The sequence below is a fragment of the Streptomyces sp. CA-251387 genome (assembly GCF_050936625.1).
In the GTDB taxonomy this organism is placed as follows: Bacteria; Actinomycetota; Actinomycetes; order Streptomycetales; family Streptomycetaceae; genus Streptomyces.
Map to the genome: position 1 here is coordinate 6,325,715 of NZ_JBNJMJ010000001.1, position 20,401 is coordinate 6,346,115.

15 protein-coding genes and 1 pseudogene are annotated in these 20,401 nt (G+C 69.2%); 8 read left to right on the forward strand and 8 right to left on the reverse strand.

The features are described 5' to 3' along the window. Positions 1 to 4 precede the first annotated feature (4 nt). Positions 5 to 511, reverse strand: coding sequence for a GNAT family N-acetyltransferase (locus ACQEV2_RS28450; protein ID WP_433047390.1), 507 nt, complete (start codon positions 509 to 511; stop codon positions 5 to 7). A gap of 142 nt (positions 512 to 653) precedes the next feature. Between ACQEV2_RS28450 and ACQEV2_RS28455 the strand changes: the two genes are divergently transcribed. Further along, positions 654 to 4,274, forward strand: coding sequence for an NACHT domain-containing protein (locus ACQEV2_RS28455; protein ID WP_433047393.1), 3,621 nt, complete (start codon positions 654 to 656; stop codon positions 4,272 to 4,274). Between the two features lie 68 nt (positions 4,275 to 4,342). On the opposite strand, the gene mctP is transcribed toward ACQEV2_RS28455, so the two are convergent. The 5 genes from mctP to ACQEV2_RS28480 all read right to left on the reverse strand — a co-directional run bounded on the left by mctP (position 4,343) and on the right by ACQEV2_RS28480 (position 9,530). Continuing rightward, complete coding sequence (mctP, locus tag ACQEV2_RS28460; RefSeq protein WP_433047396.1) at positions 4,343 to 5,953, reverse strand: monocarboxylate uptake permease MctP; 1,611 nt, start codon at positions 5,951 to 5,953, stop codon at positions 4,343 to 4,345. Further along, positions 5,950 to 6,213 (reverse strand): DUF3311 domain-containing protein, encoded by a 264-nt coding sequence (locus tag ACQEV2_RS28465; protein WP_433047399.1) that lies wholly within the window; start codon positions 6,211 to 6,213, stop codon positions 5,950 to 5,952. The genes mctP and ACQEV2_RS28465 overlap by 4 nt, the downstream gene beginning before the upstream one ends. A 144-nt stretch (positions 6,214 to 6,357) precedes the next feature. Further along, complete coding sequence (locus tag ACQEV2_RS28470; protein WP_433047402.1) at positions 6,358 to 6,555, reverse strand: YbdD/YjiX family protein; 198 nt, start codon at positions 6,553 to 6,555, stop codon at positions 6,358 to 6,360. Then, positions 6,530 to 8,665 (reverse strand): carbon starvation CstA family protein, encoded by a 2,136-nt coding sequence (locus tag ACQEV2_RS28475; RefSeq protein WP_433047405.1) that lies wholly within the window; start codon positions 8,663 to 8,665, stop codon positions 6,530 to 6,532. Before ACQEV2_RS28475 ends, ACQEV2_RS28470 begins: the two co-directional genes overlap by 26 nt. A 100-nt stretch (positions 8,666 to 8,765) precedes the next feature. Continuing rightward, positions 8,766 to 9,530, reverse strand: a complete 765-nt coding sequence (locus tag ACQEV2_RS28480; protein ID WP_194040874.1) for a GntR family transcriptional regulator — start codon at positions 9,528 to 9,530, stop codon at positions 8,766 to 8,768. A 304-nt stretch (positions 9,531 to 9,834) separates the two neighbouring features. On the opposite strand from ACQEV2_RS28480, the gene ACQEV2_RS28485 reads away from it, so the two are divergent. The 4 genes and pseudogenes from ACQEV2_RS28485 (at position 9,835) to ACQEV2_RS28500 (ending at position 14,543) form a co-directional block, all read left to right on the forward strand. Beyond that, positions 9,835 to 11,112, forward strand: coding sequence for an extracellular solute-binding protein (locus ACQEV2_RS28485; RefSeq protein ID WP_433047409.1), 1,278 nt, complete (start codon positions 9,835 to 9,837; stop codon positions 11,110 to 11,112). Positions 11,113 to 11,230: 118 nt separating this feature from the next. After that, positions 11,231 to 12,216 (forward strand): annotated as a pseudogene (locus ACQEV2_RS28490) (carbohydrate ABC transporter permease). Between the two features lie 2 nt (positions 12,217 to 12,218). Continuing rightward, positions 12,219 to 13,049 carry a carbohydrate ABC transporter permease gene (locus ACQEV2_RS28495; protein ID WP_433047412.1) on the forward strand — a complete coding sequence of 277 codons (831 nt, stop codon included), beginning with the start codon at positions 12,219 to 12,221 and terminating at the stop codon, positions 13,047 to 13,049. 9 nt (positions 13,050 to 13,058) lie between these two features. Then, on the forward strand, positions 13,059 to 14,543 hold the full coding sequence (locus ACQEV2_RS28500) for a glycoside hydrolase family 3 protein (protein ID WP_433047415.1): 1,485 nt from the start codon (positions 13,059 to 13,061) through the stop codon (positions 14,541 to 14,543). Between the two features lie 139 nt (positions 14,544 to 14,682). Here the strand turns inward: ACQEV2_RS28500 and nagB are convergent, their stop codons facing one another. Further along, a complete protein-coding gene (gene nagB, locus ACQEV2_RS28505) occupies positions 14,683 to 15,468 on the reverse strand; it encodes a glucosamine-6-phosphate deaminase (RefSeq protein ID WP_433047418.1) in 786 nt (261 codons plus the stop codon). 222 nt (positions 15,469 to 15,690) lie between these two features. On the opposite strand from nagB, the gene ACQEV2_RS28510 reads away from it, so the two are divergent. Further along, positions 15,691 to 16,779, forward strand: a complete 1,089-nt coding sequence (locus tag ACQEV2_RS28510; protein WP_433047421.1) for an SIS domain-containing protein — start codon at positions 15,691 to 15,693, stop codon at positions 16,777 to 16,779. 27 nt (positions 16,780 to 16,806) lie between these two features. Here the strand turns inward: ACQEV2_RS28510 and ACQEV2_RS28515 are convergent, their stop codons facing one another. Next, positions 16,807 to 17,559 (reverse strand): SDR family oxidoreductase, encoded by a 753-nt coding sequence (locus ACQEV2_RS28515; protein ID WP_433047424.1) that lies wholly within the window; start codon positions 17,557 to 17,559, stop codon positions 16,807 to 16,809. 94 nt (positions 17,560 to 17,653) lie between these two features. Here ACQEV2_RS28515 and ACQEV2_RS28520 point away from each other — a divergent pair, with 94 nt between their 5' ends. Further along, positions 17,654 to 18,286, forward strand: coding sequence for a TetR/AcrR family transcriptional regulator (locus ACQEV2_RS28520; RefSeq protein ID WP_433047427.1), 633 nt, complete (start codon positions 17,654 to 17,656; stop codon positions 18,284 to 18,286). Positions 18,287 to 18,730: 444 nt separating this feature from the next. Then, positions 18,731 to 20,197 carry a sensor histidine kinase gene (locus tag ACQEV2_RS28525; protein WP_433054844.1) on the forward strand — a complete coding sequence of 489 codons (1,467 nt, stop codon included), beginning with the start codon at positions 18,731 to 18,733 and terminating at the stop codon, positions 20,195 to 20,197. Positions 20,198 to 20,401: the final 204 nt, after the last annotated feature.

Genomic DNA, 20,401 nt, shown 5'->3' on the forward strand with positions numbered 1-20,401 from the left:
GGTTTCAGAGCGTCAACTCATAGGTGAGAAGAGTGATGTCGTCGAGGTGCGGGATCGGATTCCAGTCCCGCTCGGGTGTGCGGACGAAGCCCAGACGTTCGTAGATGCGGTGGGCGCCGTGCATGGTGCGCTGGGTCGACAGGACGATCCGGACGCAGCCCTCCGTGGCCCGTGCGCGGGCGACACAGGCACGTACGAGGGCCTCGCCGGCGCCCCGGCCGCGTGCCTCCCGCGAGACGGCGAGCATGCGGATCTCCGCCTCGCCGGGGCCGGCTATGTCGGCCATGGGGCCGCCGGACGGTACGAAGGTGACACCGCCGACGACGCGGCCGTTGTGCACGGCGGCCAGCACCTCGGCGGCGGCCGCCCGCTTGGCCACGTCCCTCAGCTCGCCGAGGTACTCGTCGCTGTGCCCGAAGTCGAGCAGTCCGTCCTGGAGGTAGGCCTGCGCGGTGATCTCACCGAGGGCGTCGTACTCGCCGGGTTCCACCTGCCGGATCACGATGTCCATGGTCCCGAGTCTGCCGGACGGGGATGGCCGCGGGCCCGGGGTTTTCGACCGGGTTGCGGGGCGTGCTGCGAGTGCTTCCATGGAGGTAGGTGTCGGCGCCCGCGGTCCCTCCGTTTCGAGAGCCCTTCTCGGAAGGAGACGCATGATGACGAGGGTCGTCCGTCGCCCGCCCGGCAAGGAGCGGCCGCGCAACGCGCCGATGGCGACACTGGCTCCGAGGCGGGCGGCCGGCTGGGCCAGACGCGGCTTCCTGGGCCACTGGCACACGCTGACGATCCGTCTGGAGGCCCGCCGCGGCACCACCCGCCCCAGGAAGTGGCGCCGATGGGTCTCCTACACCAACGTCACCCGGGCCATCTGGCTGGTGGCCGCACTCGCGCTGCTCGCCTGGTGCGTGGAGGGCCTGTACATCCTGATCTCGCAGGACACGACCGGCTTCGAGCAGTGGCGGCAGGGCAACCCGGGGTTCGAGACCGTCATGCGCTTCGTCGGCCCGGTGCTCACCGCGTCGATCGCCGCCACGCTCTTCCTGTTCTGGTGGTACCGGTGGACCAAGCGCCGCTATCTCGCGAAGGCGCGGGTCGACCCCCACCGGCTGGTGCCCACCGCCGGACCGGACACCGCCGAGATCGTGGGCCGGGAGGAGATCGCCCAGGTCATCGCCGAGCGGCTGCGGGAACGCGACACGCGCCGGCCCTATCTGCTGGTCGGCGGCATCGGCGTCGGCAAGACCGCGGTCCTGGTACGGCTCACCGAACTGCTGGCCCGGCAGAACGCCGTGCCCGTGCCGATCCGGCTGCGGGACGCCACCGACGGGAGCGAACTGAACTTCGAACGCATGGCCAGACGGCGCTTCGCCGACGAGGCACCCCGCGGCATCCTCGCGCGCGGCAAGACCGAGCGGGTCTGGCAGCAGCTGCTCGCCGACGACAAGCCGGTCGTCATCGCCGACGGACTGGAGGAGGCTCTCCTCGACGACGACCACCAGCAGAACCGGGACAACATCATCCGGCGGGCCATCGAGCGTGCCCACGAGGAGAAGCTGCCCCTCGTCATCGCCTCCCGGCCGCACAGCCCCCTGGAGAGCACGTCCGCCGCGATCGTCGAGCTGGAACCGCTCAGCGAGGAGGAGGCCCTGCGCTTCGTCCAGGCGCACGTCCCGGAGACGGACGAGCGCCGCGTCGACTGGATCGTGGAGACGGCGGAGGTGACCGAGTCACCCGTCTATCTGCAGATCGCCCGGGAACTGCACCGCCACGGAGCTCTGGAGCACGACCGGCCGGACAACGACCCGCAGCACATGAACACCCGCAGCCGGGACCGCGGCACACTGCGGCTGTGGCTGCTGGAGACGTGGGACGAGGCGCTGTGCCAGGGCCGGCTGCGGGAGGACGTCGCGCTGACCCCGCAGGAGCGCCGGGACACCCTCGAAGTGGTCTCTGCCCTGGCATGCGTCGGACTGCTCCAGGACAAGCTGGAGGTCGGCTTCGGGGAGCTGCTGAACACGGACGTCCACGCCGGCCCGGCGCGGCGCGCTCAGGCCCGGGCCGAGCATCTGTGGACCAGCCGACGCGGCTTCGACCGGTACGGCAGACGCGGGAACGTCTTCTCCGAGTGGCACCGGCAACAGATCTGGGACGTGCTCTGCGATCGGCTCGGCGAGGAGGAGAGAAGGCGGCTGCGCGAAGGGAACATGGACCAGTGCCGTGCCGTCCTCGCCCGGTTCGCGAGCAACGCGGACAAGCTCGCGCTGGTGGAGGGCTTCGAGCGCAAGGTCCGTTTCCCGCACAGCATCGTCCAGGCCTACTTCGGCTACCGCGTCCTGAATCAGCTGGGGGAGCGGGGCGCCGGAGAGCTCGTCGAGCAGGCACTGCAGCCGCCCGGCCCCAGTCGCGAACTGCTCATCGCCCTGATGCTGTTGTCCCGTCGGCGGGCGGCGAAGCTCAGGGCCCAAGGGGGCGGTGTGCGCGCCGAGGTGAAGAAGGAGATCGAGGAGCTGGTCCGCCAGTCGCCCGTGCGCGGACACACCTTGGCCCACCGGCTGTGCAGGGCCGCGGACCGCCGTACGGACGACCCGAAGGCGCTGGATCTCTACGCGGCTGCCATGGAGATCGAGAGCGTCGAGCGCGATCCGCGACTGCTCGGCGGCATCGTGGACAGGGTGCGCAAGAGCTGGGCCGGCTTCAAGGGGGACCAGCGCACCCTCGACGACGCGAAACTGAGGCTGCTCAAGCAACTCGGAGCCGCACTGCGGGCCGTCTCCGACCGGATCGACACCACCCCGCTCTACGAGCAGCTCTTCGAGATCGGCGTGCAGGAGCCCTCCTACTCCATACGCCTGGCCGCCGCCCAGGAGTTCGGCACGGGCGGCAACCCGGCGTTCGCCCTGATCCGTGCGCGGGTCGGGCTGAACAGCGACCCCGTGAACGAGTACAACAACAGGCTCGGCGAGTTGAAGGCATGGAAGCGGCAGAAGTACGAGCAATGGGCCGAGCGCATGGGCGTGGCGAGGGCCGCCGCGCCCTCACGGGCCAGGTCCGAGCGCATCGCCCGGTTGCAGCGGGTCCGGCGAGAACTCAACCAGGACTACCGGCAGAGACGGGTCGATCTGTTCCGGGAGTTCGTGATGCGCGCCTGGCTGGTCCCCATGCTGCTGGGTTCGGTCGACGAGGCCCACCGTGAGGAGGCCCGGGAACGCCTCACCAAGTGGCTGCGCCACCTCGACCCGAAAGCCACCGGCGGTGTCCCCGACCTGCCGCTCGCCCTCGAAGCCGCGCTGGCCCAGGGCTTCAAGTACGCGGCGAACCGGCGCAAACGGCACCCGCACGCCTACCCGGGCGGTCGCGCCGACCTGATCCGCCAGGCGGAGACCGTGCTGCAGCAGTCCCGGTGCTGGTATGCACAGCTCATCCTGCTCCAGGCGCTGTGCCTGTGGGAGCTCCCGGACAGCGTGAGCAGCCATGAGCGGGGCGCGGAGGCGACGCCGGGCAAGGACGGCGACCGCGACGGCGTGAGCGAGCCGGCCCAGGCCATGGGCGGGGCGACCGCCGTGCAGACCGTGGAGCGCTGGCTTTCGATGGCCGGCACGGCGAACAGAGCGCACGGCCATCCCGGTGCGGACGGCGACTCACCCCGACGGCTGCTGCATCCGTTCGTCGCCGAGGCAGGCGACCTGGTAGCCCTCGCGCTGGAGACCGGGCAACCCGAACGCTTCCTGTGGATCGACGAGAAGGGCGTCGCCGACAACATCGGCGCGCGCACCGGCAACCCCGAGGCATACCGCAAGCACAACCTGTGGATTCCGCCCTCGGTCGGCTGGAGCACCCTGGACGCACGCGCCCAGCGTCTCGTCGCCGACATGCTCGTGATGCTGAACCTCATCGATCGGGACGGGCATCCGGACGAGGTCGAGGAGCGGATGGCCCGCGCGGAGCAGCCGGGGATGCCGCTTCCGCCGTGCATCCGCAGCGACCGTGGGCCGCTCCGGCCCGACCTGCGGGCCGGCATCTCGGACCCGCCCACGCCGGGCTCCACCTGTCTGCCCGACTGCAGGTTCCAGCTCTGCCCGTACCCACCCCGGGGCTGTGTACCGCGGGGGGAGATCCGGGAGCCGTTCTGCCGCCAGCAGCAGGCGCTCTTGCCGGGGCGCGTGAAGCGGTGGCTGCCCAGGGGGGTGCGGAGGAAGATGCCGCACTGGGTGAGTATGCGTGTCCGCGAACTGGACGATTTCTGGGACGCGATGGCCAGGCGGACCAGGGACTAGCGGCCACTGTCCGACGGGTACGACAACGGGCCGCCGGATGTCTCCGGCGGCCCGTCGATGTCAGATGCTCAGTGGGACGTGCCCGCGGTCGCCGGCGGGAGTTCCACCTGCACGCCCGGGTCGCCCGCGTCCGCCGTGTAGTCCTCCGGCTTCGTCTCGTCGATGCCCTCGGGAGCCTTCGCCGCCTTCAGGACGAAGGTCAGGACCACCGCCACCACCACGTTCAGCACGAACGCCGTCAGGCCGATGTAGCCGATCTCCCCGATGCCGGGGATCTCCGCCGACGAGCCGCCGAAGTGCTTCTGCGCCGGAGTGGAGACGTTGTAGGCCGCGATCGTGCCGTAGATCATGCCGACCGCCCAGCCGGCGAGCAGCGCCCAGCGGTGGAACCAGCGGGTGAACAGGCCGCCGACCAGGGCCGGGAAGGTCTGCAGGATCCAGATACCGCCCAGCAGCTGGAAGTTGATCGCGACCGTCTTGTCCATGGTCAGGACGAAGACCAGCGCGCCGACCTTCACCAGGAGCGAGACCAGCTTGGAGACCTGCGTCTCCTGCTTGGCTGTCGCGTCGGGCTTGATGAAGTCCTTGTAGATGTTGCGGGTGAAGAGGTTCGCGGCCGCGATGGACATGATGGCCGCGGGGACGAGGGCGCCGATACCGATCGCCGCGAAGGCCACGCCCGCGAACCAGCTGGGGAACATGTCCTCGAAGAGCTGCGGGATCGCCAACTGCGGGTTGTCGACGGTGACCGCGGCCGCGATGGCCATGAAGCCCAGCAGTGCGAGCAGGCCGAGCATCAGCGAGTACAGCGGCAGGATCGTCGTGTTGCGGCGGATCACCTCACGGCTGCGCGAGGACAGCGTCGCCGTGATCGAGTGCGGGTACATGAAGAGCGCCAGGGCCGAACCGAACGCCAGGGTGGCGTACGTCCACTGGCCTGCCGCAGGCGGGATGAGCCCGCCCGCACCGGCATCCGTGTACTTCTTCTCCGCGGCCCCGAAGATCTCGTCGAACCCGCCCAGCTTGATCGGGATGTAGATGATCGCCACCGCGATGACGACGTAGATCAGCGTGTCCTTCACGAACGCGATCAGCGCGGGGGCGCGCAGGCCCGAGGAGTAGGTGTACGCGGCCAGCACACCGAAGGCGATCAGCAGCGGCAGGTCCTTGATGAACCAGTTCGTGTTCTCGCCGCCGCCGACGCCCATGACGTCGAGGACCGCCTGGATGCCCACCAACTGCAGCGCGATGTACGGCATCGTCGCCAGGATGCCGGTGACGGCCACGGCCAGCGACAGGCCCTTCGAGCCGAAGCGGCCGCGTACGAAGTCCGAGGTCGTCACATAGCCGTGCTTGTGGGAGACCGACCACAGGCGGGGCAGGAAGGTGAAGATCAGCGGGTAGACGAGGATCGTGTACGGCACCGCGAAGAAGCCCGCCGCGCCCGCCGCGTAGATCGCCGCCGGGACGGCCACGAAGGTGTACGCCGTGTACAGGTCGCCGCCGAGCAGGAACCAGGTGATCCAGGTGCCGAACGACCGGCCGCCCAGGCCCCATTCGTCGAGGCTGTGCTCGTTCTCGGCCTTGCGCCAGCGCGCGGCCAGGAAGCCCATGACCGTGACGGCCAGGAAGAAGAAGATGAAGACGGCGAGTGCCACGCCGTTCACGTCGTTCTTCACTCCGACGCACCGCCCTTCTGGGAAGCACGGGCGCGCTGGTCACGCTGCCACAGCTTGTACGCGACCATCGTCAGCAGCGTGGAGAGCAGGACCCACAGCATCTGGTACCAGTAGAAGAACGGGATGCCGGCGAACTCCGGATCCGTCTTGGCGTACGAACCGACCCACAGCATCGCCACGAAGGGCGCGAAGAGGCAGAGCGCGATGACGACCCGGGCGGGTGTCACCAAACCTCTGTTCACCTCTGGGGCATCTGACATCTGACGGCTCCGTCCCCTCACTGATCACCTAGAAACGCGCAGGCAATGTAGGTGACGGTGCAACGACAGCGGAAGACCCCGTCCGCATATCGGATGTGGAGGGTTGGTGTGTACGACTGCGGAGGAAGCAGGGACAGCGGGCGCTCAGCAGCAGCGGAACCCCTGGCGCGGATCCGCTTCCTGGCGGTCGGTCCGCATCCGCTCGAAGTCGCGCCGGGAGGGCACCCTCGCGTCCGGGTGCTCGCGCCGTAGGTGTGCCACATAGCGGTCGTACGCCGACTCGTCGGTCAGCTCACGCACATACCAGCGCACCCCGCTAAGCACCCGTCGAAGCGACCGCACCGCGCTCCTCCTCCTTCTCCTCCTTCGTCGGGAACAGCCCGGCCGGAGCGGTGATCTTCGACTCGACGTACGGCGCCTCGCTCAGCGTGGACAGTGCCGGGCGGCGGACATGCCGGACGCACACGCGCAGAGCGTCGACGATCACTACGACGATCAGGAGCGCGAGGACCGCGGAGAGGACGCCGTCCACCGTGGAGTTGGTGACCACGGTGTGCATGTCGTCCATGGACTTGGCGGGCGGCAGGACCTCGCCGCGGTCGATGGCGTCCTGGAACACCTGACGCTGCTTGAAGAAGCCGACCTTCGGGTCGCTGGAGAACACCTTCTGCCAGCTGGCGGTGAGCGTCACCGTGGCGTCCCAGGCGAGCGGAACACCGGTGATCCAGGCCCACTTGAGGCGGCCGGACTTCACCAGCAGGGTCGTGCAGACGGCGAGGGCGACCGCGGCCAGCAGCTGGTTCGAGATGCCGAAGATCGGGAAGAGCTGGTTGATGCCGCCGAGGGGCTCATGAACGCCGACCCACAGGAAGTACCCCCACAGGCCGCACACGATCGCGCTGGTGATGACCAGGCCGGGCTTCCAGCTGACGTTCTTGAACGGCCGGTGGACGTTGCCCAGCATGTCCTGGAGCATGAACCGGCCCACGCGGGTTCCGGCGTCCAGCGCGGTCAGGATGAACAGCGCCTCGAACATGATTGCGAAGTGGTACCAGAAGGCGCGCAGGCCGCCGCCGGTGACCTGGGAGAAGATCTCCGAGACCCCGATGGCGAGGGTGGGCGCGCCGCCGGTACGGGAGAGCAGGCTCGCTTCCTCGACGTTCTCCGCGGCCCGGGCGAGCGCCTCGGGGGAGATCTGGTAGCCCCAACTGCCCACGACCTGCGAGGCGTTCTGCACGGTGTCCCCGATGACCCCGGCGGGCGCGTTCATCGCGAAGTACAGGCCCGGGTCGATGATGCTCGCCGCGACCAGCGCCATCACGGCGACCGACGACTCCATCAGCATGGAGCCGTAGCCGATCATCCGGACCTGCGTCTCCTTCTGGATCATCTTCGGCGTCGTACCGGACGAGATCAGCGAGTGGAAGCCGGACAGGGCGCCGCAGGCGATGGTGATGAAGACGAAGGGGAAGAGGGATCCCGCGAAGACCGGGCCGTCGCCGCGTGAGGCGAAGTCCGTCACCGCGTCCATCTTCAGCGTCGGCAAGGCGATGACGACACCAAGGGCGAGCAGGAAGATCGTGCCGATCTTCATGAAGGTCGACAGGTAGTCGCGCGGCGCCAGCAGCATCCACACCGGCAGGATAGAGGCGATGAAGCCGTACGCCACCAGCCAGACGACCAGCGTCGAGGGCGCGAGGGTGAAGGTGTCGGCCCAGGACGACTCGGCGACCCAGCGGCCCGCGACCAGGGCGAACAGCAGCAGGGCGACGCCGATCAGCGACACCTCGGCGACCCGACCGGGGCGCAGGACCCGCAGATAGAAGCCCATCAGCAGGGCGATCGGGATCGTCATCGCGATGGAGAAGGTCCCCCACGGCGACTGCGCGAGGGCGTTGACGATCACCAGCGCCAGCACGCCGAGCAGGACGATCATGATGGCGAAGGTGGCGAGCAGCGCGGCCGCGCCGCCGAACGGGCCGATCTCCTCACGCGCCATCTGCCCCAGCGACCGTCCGTCCCGGCGGGTGGAGAAGAACAGCACCACCATGTCCTGGACCGCGCCCGCGAAGATGACACCCGCGATGATCCAGATCGTGCCCGGGAGATAGCCCATCTGCGCGGCAAGGACCGGGCCGACCAGCGGTCCGGCGCCGGCGATCGCTGCGAAGTGGTGGCCGAGCAGGACGCGGCGGTCGGTGGGGTGGAAGTCGATGCCGTTGTTGAGGCGTTCGGCCGGGGTGGCCCTGGTCCTGTCGACTTTCAGGACCTTGTACGCGATGAACTTGGCGTAGAAGCGGTAGGCGATCGCGTACGAGCCGAGGGCGGCCGCGACCATCCAGGCGGCGGAGACCTCCTCACCGCGGGAGAGCGCGAGCACGGTCCACCCCGCCGCACCGACGAGCGCGACGAGGCTCCAGACGACGATGGTTCGGACGTTCGCGGTACGCACCGGGGAGTCCTCCCGTCCATGCGGCGACGGGAGGACCGTAGAGCAGGATGCGCAGTTGCGCTACACCGCGTGCACTACCGCGGTGGACGCTTCAACAGCCTTATTCGGCGGGCCGCTTGAGCCTGGCCACGAACTTGTAGCGGTCCCCTCGGTAAACCGACCGCACCCACTCCACCGGCTGCCCCTCCCGGTCCAGCGAGTGCCGGGACAGCATCAGCATCGGCAGGCCCACGTCGGTGCCGAGCAGGCCGGCCTCGCGCGGGGTGGCCAGGGAGGTCTCGATGGTCTCCTCGGCCTCGGCGAGATGGACGTCGTAGACCTCGGCGAGCGCGGTGTAGAGGGAGGTGTACTTCACGAGGCTGCGCCTGAGCGCCGGGAAGCGTTTCGCGCTCAGATGGGTCGTCTCGATGGCCATCGGCTCCCCGTTCGCCATGCGCAGCCGCTCGATGCGCAGCACCCGGCCGCCGGCCGTGATGTCGAGCAGGTCGGCGAGGCGGTCGTCGGCGGTGATGTAGCCGATGTCCAGCAGCTGGGAGGTCGGCTCCAGGCCCTGGGCGCGCATGTCCTCGGTGTACGAGGTGAGTTGCAGGGCCTGCGAGACCTTCGGCTTGGCGACGAACGTGCCCTTGCCCTGGATGCGCTCCAGGCGCCCCTCGACGACCAGTTCCTGCAGGGCCTGGCGCACGGTCGTGCGGGAGGTGTCGAACTCGGCGGCCAGGGTCCGCTCGGGCGGGACGGGGGTGCCGGGCGCCTGGGTCTCCGTCATGTCGAGGAGGTGCTTCTTCAGGCGGTAGTACTTGGGCACGCGGGCGGTACGGACGGTGGCGCCGTTCTCGTTCTCCGCACTGCTGACGTCGGTGCTCATGGCCTGCCTTCCCGGCTCCGGATGCGGATCACATCGTGATCCCTTCTGTATACCGTCGCCACCTCTTTTGGTCTAGTCCACAGTGCCAAGTGGTCTAGCGGACGAGAGTACTCCGGTGCCGCTGTTTTCGCTGGCTTCTTACTTAAAGGTTCCTGCATATGTAGGTCCCATAACGGCTGGTCAGGGGCTATTCGGCCACCCTTGACACGCTTCCTGGTCTGGTCCAAGCTCCCCCTACTGGTCTACACCATTGGTCCAGGTCCGCCCATGGGCGGGAGGTGTGGGCATCCCTGAGGAGGGTGGCGTGAAGCGCAAGCTGATATCCGCGATCGGTGTCGCGGGCATGATGATCTCCCTGGCGGCGTGCGGGGGAGACAACGGCGACGGCGGGGACAAGGCCGGGGCGGACGGCTACGCGGGCCAGACGCTCACCGTGTGGGTGATGGACGGCTCGTCGCCCGACCAGTGGCAGAAGGACGTCGCCGCGGCCTTCGAGAAGAAGACCAAGGCCAAGGTCAAGTTCGAGATCCAGCAGTGGAACGGCATCCAGCAGAAGCTGACCACCGCCCTGTCGGAGGAGAACCCGCCGGACGTCTTCGAGATCGGCAACACCCAGACCCCGGCCTACGCCAAGACCGGCGGCCTCGCCGACCTCGCCGACCTCAAGACCGGGATCGGCGCCGACTGGACCGAGTCCCTGAACGAGTCGTCGATCTACGACGGCAAGCAGTACGCGGTGCCGTGGTACTTCGCCAACCGCGTCGTCCTCTACAACAAGAAGATCTGGGCCGAGGCGGGCATCAAGGACACCCCCAAGACCCGCGACGAGTTCTACGCCGACCTCAAGCAGATCGGCGAGAAGACCGACGCCGAGCCCCTCTACCTGCCCGGCCAGAACTGGTACCACTTCGTCGGCCTGACCATCGGTGAGGGCGCCGAGCTGGTGAAGAAGGACGGCGACAAGTACGTCTCCAACCTCGACGACCCGAAGGTCGCTGCCGCCATGGAGACGTACAAGAAGTTCCAGGCGCTGTCCAAGGCGCCCAAGGACAAGGACGAGGCCACCCCGCAGCAGGCCGAGGTCTTTGGCAAGGGCAAGGTCGGTGCCTTCATCGGCATGGGCTGGGAGGCCGGCGTCGCGATCAAGGCCAACCCGAAGATCGAGAAGGAGATCGGCTACTTCACCATCCCGGGTGCCACGGCCGACAAGCCCGAGGGCGTCTTCCTCGGCGGCTCCAACCTCGCGGTCGCCGCGGGCAGCAAGAAGCAGGAGCTGGCCAAGGAGTTCCTGAAGATCGCCCTGTCCGACAAGTACGAGGGCGAGCTGGCCAAGCTCAACGGCGTCATCCCGAACAAGGAGTCGCTGCAGACCAACCTCAAGGGCAACGCCGTCGCCGAGGCCGCCGCGCCGGCCGTCGCGGGTGGTGGCACCACGCCGCTGATCCCGGAGTGGGCGGCCGTGGAGAACGCGCCCAACCCGATCAAGACGTACATGACCGCCGTGCTGAACGGTAAGTCGCCGGCCGAGGCGGCCAAGCAGGTCGAGGGCGAGTTCAACAAGCGCCTGTCGCAGCAGCAGTAGGACCAGCGGCAGTAACGGCGCCGGTGTGCGCGCCGGGGCGGGGGATGCGCGTGACGCCCCCCGCCCCGGCGACCGTACGCGGGTCCAGGTACGTAGGTCGAGAAGAGAGATCGCGAGCATGACCGTGCAGACCGAACGGCCGCCCTCCGGCCCGGTGGACGTAGTCAAGAGGGACGAGAGCGGACCCGCCGGGCAGGGGCCCCGAGCCGCGTCGCGCCTCGGCGCGCTCACCCCGTACCTGTTGCTGCTGCCGGCCTGCGCGGCCACCGTGCTGCTGCTCGGCTGGCCGCTGCTGAAGGACGTCCTGCTGTCGTTCCAGAACCTCAACATGGCGCAGCTGATCCAGCACGTCACCGAGTGGAACGGCATCGACAACTACAAGGAGGTCCTCACCGGCGGGACTTCTGGCGCGTCACCCTGCGCTCGATCCTGTTCACGGCGGTCAACGTCGCCCTGATCATGATCCTGGGAGCCCTGGTCGGCCTGCTGCTGGCCCGCCTCGGCAAGCGGATGCGGGTCACGCTGATGATCGGGCTCGTGCTGGCCTGGGCGATGCCCGTGGTCGCCGCGACCACCGTCTACCAGTGGCTGTTCGCGCAGCGCTTCGGCGTCGTCAACTGGGTCCTGGACAAGCTCGGTTGGCACTCCATGGCCGACTACAGCTGGACCAGCAGCCAGATGTCGACGTTCTTCGTGGTCACGGTACTGATCGTCTGGCAGTCGATCCCGTTCGTCGCGATCAACCTGTACGCGGCCACCACCACCATCCCGGGCGAGCTCTACGAGGCCGCGGCGCTCGACGGCGCGGGCGGCTGGAAGAGCTTCACCACGGTGACCCTCCCCTTCCTGCGCCCCTTCCTCTACGCCACGACCTTCCTGGAGATCATCTGGGTCTTCAAGGCGTTCGTGCAGGTCTTCACCATCAACGGCGGCGGCCCCGACCGGCTCACCGAGATCCTGCCCGTCTACGCCTACATCGAGGGCGTCGGCAACCAGCACTACGGCATGGGCGCCGCGATCGCCGTCCTGACCATTCTGATCCTGCTCGGCCTGACGGCCTACTACCTCAGGATCGTGCTCAAGCGAGAGGAAGAGGAGGTCTAGCGGTGCAGCGCTCGCTCTTCGGCCGCCTGTGGCCCAACGTCACGGCCGTCGTCCTGTTCATCGGCTTCGTCTTCCCCGTGTACTGGATGTTCGCCACGGCCTTCAAACCGACCGGCGACATCATCTCGGAGGACCCGGTCTGGTTCCCCACCGACGTCACCTTCGAGCACTTCAAGAGGGCGACCGGCGTCGACCACTTCTGGACGTACGTCACCAACTCGCTGATCGTCACGCTCTGCGCGGTCGCTCTGGCCCTGGTCATCGCGCTGGCGGGCTCCTTCGCCCTCGCCCGGATGCGGTTCAAAGGGCGGCGCGGTTTCGTCATCGGCTTCATGCTGGCCCAGATGGCGCCCTGGGAGGTGATGATCATCGCGATGTACATGATCGTGCGGGACGCGTCGATGCTGAACAGCCTCGTGCCGCTGACGGTCTTCTACATGATGATGATCCTGCCCTTCACCATCCTGACCCTGCGCGGCTTCGTCGCCTCCGTGCCCCGTGACCTGGAAGAGGCCGCGATGGTCGACGGCTGCACCCGCGCCCAGGCGTTCCGCAAGGTCATCCTGCCGCTGCTGGCACCCGGCCTGATGTCCACCTCCCTCTTCGGCTTCATCACCGCATGGAATGAATTCCCCCTGGTCCTGGTGCTGAACAAGGAGACCGAAGCGCAGACCCTGCCACTGTGGCTGTCCAGCTTCCAGACCGCCTTCGGCAACGACTGGGGCGCGACGATGGCGGCATCCTCCCTCTTCGCCGTCCCGATCCTGATCCTCTTCGTCTTCCTGCAGCGCAGGGCTGTCAACGGCCTGACGGCCGGCGCCGTGAAGGGATAACGCCACCCGATGACGACAATCGCCAGCGGTACCGACACTTTGACGCGCGACGCCCTGACCGTCCTGCAGCCCGGCTTCACCGGCACCACCGCCCCCGACTGGCTGCTGCGCCGCCTCGGCGAGGGCCTCGCCTCCGTCGGCCTGTTCGGCCGCAACATCGCCTCGCCGGAGCAACTGGCCGCGCTGACGGCCCAGTTGCGTGCCGAGCGGGACGACGTGCTGGTCGCCATCGACGAGGAGGGCGGTGATGTGACGAGGCTGGAGGTGAGGAGCGGCTCCAGCTTCCCCGGCAACCACGCCCTGGGCGCGGTGGACGACGTCGAGCTGACGAGGCAGGTGGCCTCCGAACTGGGCCGCCGTCTCGCGGCCTGTGGGGTGAACCTCAACTGGGCCCCGTCGGCGGACGTGAACTCCAACCCCGCGAACCCGGTGATCGGCGTACGCTCCTTCGGCGCCGACACCGCCCTGGTCGCCCGCCACACCGCGGCCTACGTCACCGGCCTGCAGTCGGCGGGGGTGGCGGCCTGCACGAAGCACTTCCCGGGCCACGGCGACACGGCGGTCGACTCCCACCACGCCCTCCCACGCATCGACGCGGCCGTGGAGGTGCTGTCCGACCGCGAACTGTCCCCGTTCCGCGCGGCGATCGCTGCCGGCACAAGGGCAATGATGAGCGCGCACATCCTCATCCCCGCCCTGGACTCCGACCACCCGGCGACCCTCTCCCGCCCGGTCCTGACGGACCTCCTGCGCGGCGACCTCGGCTACACCGGCCTGATCGTCACCGACGGCATGGAGATGCAGGCCATCGCGGCCACCTACGGCATCGAACGCGGCAGCGTCCTCGCCCTCGCGGCCGGTGCGGACGCGATCTGCGTCGGCGGCGGCCTGGCGGACGACGAGACGGTACGGCGACTGCGGGACGCCCTGATCGCCGCGGTCCGCTCCGGCGAACTCCCCGAGGAACGCCTGGCGGAGGCAGCGGAACGCGTCCGCGAACTGGCCCGCTGGACGGCGACCGCGCCCCCGGCGACCGAGGGCGCGGCTCGCACGGACGTAGGCCTGATCGCCGCCCGCCGCGCCCTGAAGGTGACCGGCGCCGCGGACTTCACCCCGCTCACCGAGGCGCCCTACGTCGCCGCGTTCACCCCGGTCGCGAACATCGCCGTGGGCGACGAGACACCCTGGGGCGTGGCGGCGGAACTGGGCCGCCTGCTCCCGGGCACGGAGACGGGCAGCTTCGCGGGGGAGGACGCGGGTCGGGAAGCACTGGGCGCGGCGGGGGACCGACGGATCGTGGCGGTGGTTCGCGACGAACACCGTCACCCCTGGATGGCAACGGCCCTCGACATCCTGCTGGAGGCCCGCCCCGACACGATCGTGGTCGAAATGGGCGTCCCCCAGGCGCCACCCCGAGGCGCCCTGCACATCGCAACCCACGGCGCGGCACGGGTGTGCGGGCGGGCGGCGGCGGAGGTCATCGCGGGGGAGTAGCCGATACGACGAGAAAGGCGCCGGTCCCTTTTACAGAGGACCGGCGCCTTCAGTCCCTAGGGGCGCGGGGAACTGCGCGACCAGCCGGATACGGCCCGCAGCCCGCAGCAAACCGCACCCGGCAGACGAAACCCGCTTCTCAGATCCCCTGCCAATCCGGCTTGTTGGCATACGTGTGCCGGAAATAGTCGGCCAGCTTCAATTTGGACGCCGCCCCCTCGTCCACAACAACCGTGGCATGCGGATGCAACTGCAACGCCGATGCCGGACACACCGCAGCGACCGGCCCCTCCACAGTCGCCGCAACCGCATCCGCCTTGCCCTCACCCGTGGCCAGCAACACCAGATGCCGCGCCTCGAGAATCGTGCCGATCCCCTGCGTGATCACGTGATGCGGCACCTGCTCGATGTCCCCGTCGAAGAACCGCGCGTTGTCGATCCGCGTCTGCTCCGTCAGCGTCTTGATCCGCGTCCGCGAGGCCAGCGACGAACACGGCTCGTTGAACCCGATGTGCCCGTCCGTCCCGATCCCGAGCAACTGCAGATCTACGCCCCCGGCCTCGGCCAGCGCCGCGTCATACGCCTCGCACGCCCCCTGCACGTCCTCGGCCGTGCCGTCGGGCCCCATGAACGCGTCCATCCCGACCCCGAGCGGCTCCAGCACCTCGCGCCGCAGCACCGACCGGTACGACTCGGGGTGCTCGGCCGGCAGCCCCACATACTCGTCGAGCTGCGCGATCCGTGCGAGCGAGGCGTCCACGGCACCGGAGCGCACCTTCGCCGCGAGCGCCGCGTAGATGGGCAGCGGCGTCGACCCGGTGGCCACGCCGAGCAGGGCGTCGGGCTTGCGCCTGAGCAGCTGGGCCATGGCCTCGGCTATCAGCTCGCCACCCGCCTTGGCGTCCGGAACGATGACAACTTCCACGCTGGGCCTGCCGATCTGAAGAGGGACTCGAAGGGCACCCTGAAGGGGCATGTGGTTTAGACCAATCTAGCACCTCGTAGGCGCAGAGAGCAGGGCTCCAGGACCCATGTAACGCAAGCCCCGCAGACATGTCGGCAGACCGTCGGACGGGCGTCATTCCCCGTGGGGAAGTGGAATGGAGACCGTCCCGGCACGACGAGCGCGACAGCAGGAAGGGCCCCCATGACCGCCACGACCCCGTACCCTCCCGACCCGCACGCCCCCCACAACGACGTCCCCGGCCGCATCATGGCCCGCGAGATGGCCGAGCAGCCCGCCGTGCTGCGCCGGATCCTGTCCGAGGCTGCCCCCGCCGTCCGCAAGGTCGCCCAGGAGATCGCCGCCCGCGGCCCCCGCTTCGTCCTGCTCACCGCCCGCGGCACCTCCGACAACGCCGCCCTCTACGCCAAGTACCTCCTGGAGATCCGCCTCGGCCTGCCCTGCGGTCTGACCTCGATGTCGACCACCACTGCCTACGGTGCCCGCCCGGACCTCACCGACGTCCTGGTCATCACCGTCAGCCAGTCCGGCGGCTCCCCGGACCTGGTCGCCTCGACCCGGGCCGCCCGCGAGGCCGGCGCGATCACGCTCGCGGTGACCAACAACCCCGACTCACCGCTGGCCGGCGTCTCCGAGTACCACCTCGACATCATGGCCGGACCGGAGCGGGCCCTCCCCGCGACCAAGACCTATACGGCCTCCCTTCTCGCCCTCTACCTCTTCGTCGAAGGTCTGCGCGGCGGCGACGGCAGCGCCGCCAAGGTGCTCCCGGACCTCGCCGCACAACTGCTCGCCCGGCAGGACGAGATCCGCACCCTCGCCGCCCGCTACCGCTTCGCCGAGCGCATGGTGATCACCTCCCGTGGCTACGGCTACCCCACGGCCAAGGAAGCCGCCCTGAAGCTGATGGAGACCAGCTACATCCCGGCGCTCGCCTACTCCGGCGCCGACCTCCTGCACGGCCCGCTCGCCATGGTCGACAACGTCTCCCCGGTGATCGCGGTCGTCACCGACGGCAAGGGCGGCGAGGCCCTCCAGCCCGTCCTCGACCGACTCCGCGGCCGCGGCGCCGACCTGGTCGTCATCGGCCCCCGCCACCAGGTCGAGCAGGCATCGGCCGGCTTCGTCCTGCCCACCGAGGACGTGGCCGAGGAAGTCCAGCCGATCCTGGAGATCATCCCTCTCCAGCTCCTGGCCTACGAGGTCGCGATCGCCCGAGGCCAGGACCCGGACGCCCCGCGGGCCCTGGCGAAGGTGACGGAGACGCGCTGAGGGCGGAACCGCATCTGCGGACAGCTTCTAGTGCAGGCTCAGCAGCGAGCCTCCCGTCGCGTCGATGTGCTGGCCGGTGACCCAGCGGGAGTCGGGCGACGCCAGGAACGCCACCACGTCGGCCACCTCGGAGGCCGTACCGACCCGCTTGAAGACCGAGACGGACTCCGCGTGCGCGCGTATCCCGGGGTCGGCCAGTGCCGCGCTCGTCAGGTCGGTGTCGATGAACCCGGGCCCGACCGAGTTGGCGGTGATACCGCGCGGCGCAAGCTCGGCGGCGAGCGAGCGGGTCAGCGTCGTGACCGCGCCCTTGGCCATGTGCGTGGCGGCGATCGCGGCGATGGCAGCGTCCGTGGCAGCCGTGACGTTGATGATCCGGCCGTGGTCGCGCAGTCGCCGCAGGCCGTGCTTGACGATGAAGAACGGCGCCCTGGCGTTGACCGCGTGCGTCCGGTCGTAGAGCTCCTCGTCCGTGTCGTCGACGGTCGCGAAGATCGCCATGCCCGCGTTGTTGACCAGGATGTCCAGCCCCTCGGCATGTCGGTCGAAGGCCTCCCACAGGGCCTCCGCGTCACCGGGCACCCCCAGCTCGGCGCGGATCGCGAAGGCGCTGCCGCCCGCTGCCTCGATCGCGGCCACGGTCTGCTTGGCCGCCACCTCATTGCTGCCGTAGTGCACGGCGACCCGCGCCCCGTCGCGCGCCAGCCGCTGGGCCACGGCCCGTCCGATCCCCCTGCTCGCCCCTGTGACCAGTGCCGTCCTGCCCGTAAGCACGCCCATGCCGACGCCCCCTCGCATTCCCTAGTGGTCGCTACAGAAAGACCGTACAACAGGGCACCGACAATTCTCTAGCAGCCGCTATAAAATCCACCCCATGGTGAGCAGCGACGACACGAAGGCGAAGATCAAGCGCGCGCCCAAGCCCCGCGGCCGCCCCCGTTCCTTCGACCGCGAGACCGCTCTGGAGAAGGCGATCCTCGCCTTCTGGGAGCGCGGTTACGAGGCGACGTCGGTCTCCGATCTCACCCAGGTCATGGACATCGGCGCCCCGAGCCTCTACGCCGCCTTCGGTGACAAGCGTTCCCTCTTCGAAGAGGCCGTGCGCGTCTACACCGCCCGGTACGCCTCCTTCGCCGACCGGGCCCTCGCCGAGGAGCCCACCTCCCGCGCCGCGGTCGAACGGACCCTGCGCGAGGCCGCCGCCATGTACACGGACTCCGATCACCCGCACGGCTGCCTCATCGCCCACGCGGCCATCAACTGCACGACCCCGGAGGTCGCCGAGTCCCTGCGCGACCGGCGCAACGCCACCATCGCCGCCTTCGAGAGCCGAATCAAAGCGGATGTCGCAGCCGGTGAACTCCCGCCGGGGACTGACGCCGCCGCCCTCGCCCGGCACGCCGGCGCGATCATCCACGGCATGTCACAACAGGCGCGCGACGGGGCGAGCCGGGAGGAACTGGAGGCACTCGCGGAAATTGCCATGGCCATCTGGCCCCGCACATGAACCCACACGGGTTAGGCTGCGTGGTGGATGCCAGGGCGTCCTACTAGTTCTCCGTCAGTCCGTTGACTGGTCGGAGCCCGCGACGAAGCGTCAACAGCAAACAGGCTCCAACGCATGGACACACCCGAGTGGTCTAGTCCACAATGCGAAGGAGTGCGTAGGAGAAGAACGCACCGACTTCCGCCTTCCCCGCACAGGAAGGCGGACCGAGGAACCGGAGCTCTCTGCCCTGACTGCCCCGGCTCCTCATCCTCGGCCGACCGGGACCGCACACCCCACGGCCGATATTGCTCCGGGCTGCGGTGCCGGGAGGGTTGAGGGTCCCTCTCAGGCGCCGCGGCCCGCGGGTGTTCTCAGGGTCGTTCCAAGGGGCCGGATCGCCTCCCCAGTGGCTGGTTTCGAGTCATGTCCGTACCGCCAGGTACGCTCGGCCACGTGCCCTCCATGAACGAACTCGTACGCCAGCACACGGCCCTCGACGACTCCGACCTCGAGTGGCTCCACCTGCTGGTCTCGGAGTGGCAACTGCTCTCCGACCTCTCCTTCGCCGACCTGGTCCTGTGGGTCCCCACCAGCGACGGCACCAGGTATGTCTCCGTCGCGCAGATGCGACCCAACACCGGCCCGACCTCGTACCAGGACGACATGGTCGGCCACCTCGTCCCGCGCGGCCGCCGCCCGATGCTGGACGCCGCGCTCGACGAGGGCCGGATCGTGCGGGAGGGCGACCCCGAGTGGCGCGAGGAGGTGCCGGTCCGCGTCGAGTCGATTCCCGTACGGCGGGACGGGCGCGTCCTCGGTGTCATCGCGCGCAACACCAACCTGCTGACCGTCCGCACCCCGAGCCGTCTGGAGCTGACGTACCTCCAAAGCGCCTCGGATCTGGCGCAGATGATCGCGGCCGGCGCGTTCCCGTTCGCCAACCAGCAGGTCGACATGGACGCCTCGCCGCGCGTCGGCGACGGCCTGATCCGCCTGGACGCCGACGGCATCGTCCAGTACGCCTCCCCGAACGCGCTGTCGGCCTACCACCGTCTCGGCCTCGCCGCCGACCTCGTCGGCCACCACCTCGGCAAGACCACCGCCGAACTCGCCCCGACCCACGGGCCGGTGGACGAGGCGCTCGCCAAGGTCGCCAGCGGCTGGGCACCCCGCGAGTTCGAGATCGAGTCGAGCGACGGGGTCATCCAGTTCCGCGCGATCCCGCTCAAGCCCAAGGGCACCCGCATCGGTTCGCTGGTCCTGCTCCGGGACGTCACCGAACTGCGCCGCCGCGAGCGCGAGTTGATCACCAAGGACGCGACCATCCGGGAGATCCACCACCGGGTGAAGAACAACCTCCAGACGGTGGCCGCCCTGCTCCGCCTCCAGGCCCGGCGCATCGAGTCCGACCGCGGCCGCGAGGCCCTGGAGGAGGCGGTCCGCCGGGTCGGTTCGATCGCGATCGTGCACGAGACGCTGTCCCAGAACCTCGACGAGCGTGTGGAGTTCGACGAGATCGCCGACCGGGTGCTGGCGATGGTCGCCGAGATCTCGCCCGGCAAGGTCACCGGCCGACGCACCGGCCGCTTCGGCATCCTCGACGCCGAGGTCGCCACCCCGCTGTCGATGGTCCTGACCGAGATCCTCCAGAACGCCCTGGAACACGGCTTCCGTGAGGGCGACACCGGCACGGTCGAGGTCTCGGCGGTCCGCGGGGGTACGACGAAGCAGGCCCGCCTCCTCGTCACGGTCCAGGACGACGGCGTGGGCCTCCCCGAGGGCTTCGACCCGCACACCGCGGGCAACCTCGGCCTGCAGATCGTACGGACCCTGGTGGAGGGGGAGTTGGGCGGCACGTTCGACATGGTGCCGGCGCCTGAGCGGGGGACTCGGGTGATCCTCGACATCCCGGTGCGGGCACACAAGTAAGCGTCGGAGGGGGCCGTGGCGAACACCACGGCGGCCGAGTGGCGCACTGCACACCGCGACCGCACATGGCCACCGAGCAACGCCCACCAAGCAACGTCCGCCGACACACGGCGCGTCGCCGACGCCGTCGATCAGCGCCAACGGCCGGACACTCGACCGTCCCCCGGACAGCAAAGAGCCCCAACCCGTTCAGGGGGCTGGGGC

Excerpts from the sequence above, each read along its gene's own strand:
- ACQEV2_RS28500 (WP_433047415.1), top strand. The coding sequence starts at position 13,059 with ATGACGACAATCGCCAGCGGTACCGACACTTTGACGCGCGACGCCCTG.
- ACQEV2_RS28450 (WP_433047390.1), bottom strand. The coding sequence starts at position 511 with ATGGACATCGTGATCCGGCAGGTGGAACCCGGCGAGTACGACGCCCTC.
- ACQEV2_RS28465 (WP_433047399.1), bottom strand. The coding sequence starts at position 6,213 with ATGTCAGATGCCCCAGAGGTGAACAGAGGTTTGGTGACACCCGCCCGG.
- ACQEV2_RS28480 (WP_194040874.1), bottom strand. The coding sequence starts at position 9,530 with ATGAGCACCGACGTCAGCAGTGCGGAGAACGAGAACGGCGCCACCGTC.
- ACQEV2_RS28525 (WP_433054844.1), top strand. The coding sequence starts at position 18,731 with ATGAACGAACTCGTACGCCAGCACACGGCCCTCGACGACTCCGACCTC.
- ACQEV2_RS28455 (WP_433047393.1), top strand. The coding sequence starts at position 654 with ATGATGACGAGGGTCGTCCGTCGCCCGCCCGGCAAGGAGCGGCCGCGC.
- ACQEV2_RS28515 (WP_433047424.1), bottom strand. The coding sequence starts at position 17,559 with ATGGGCGTGCTTACGGGCAGGACGGCACTGGTCACAGGGGCGAGCAGG.
- ACQEV2_RS28520 (WP_433047427.1), top strand. The coding sequence starts at position 17,654 with ATGGTGAGCAGCGACGACACGAAGGCGAAGATCAAGCGCGCGCCCAAG.
- ACQEV2_RS28510 (WP_433047421.1), top strand. The coding sequence starts at position 15,691 with ATGACCGCCACGACCCCGTACCCTCCCGACCCGCACGCCCCCCACAAC.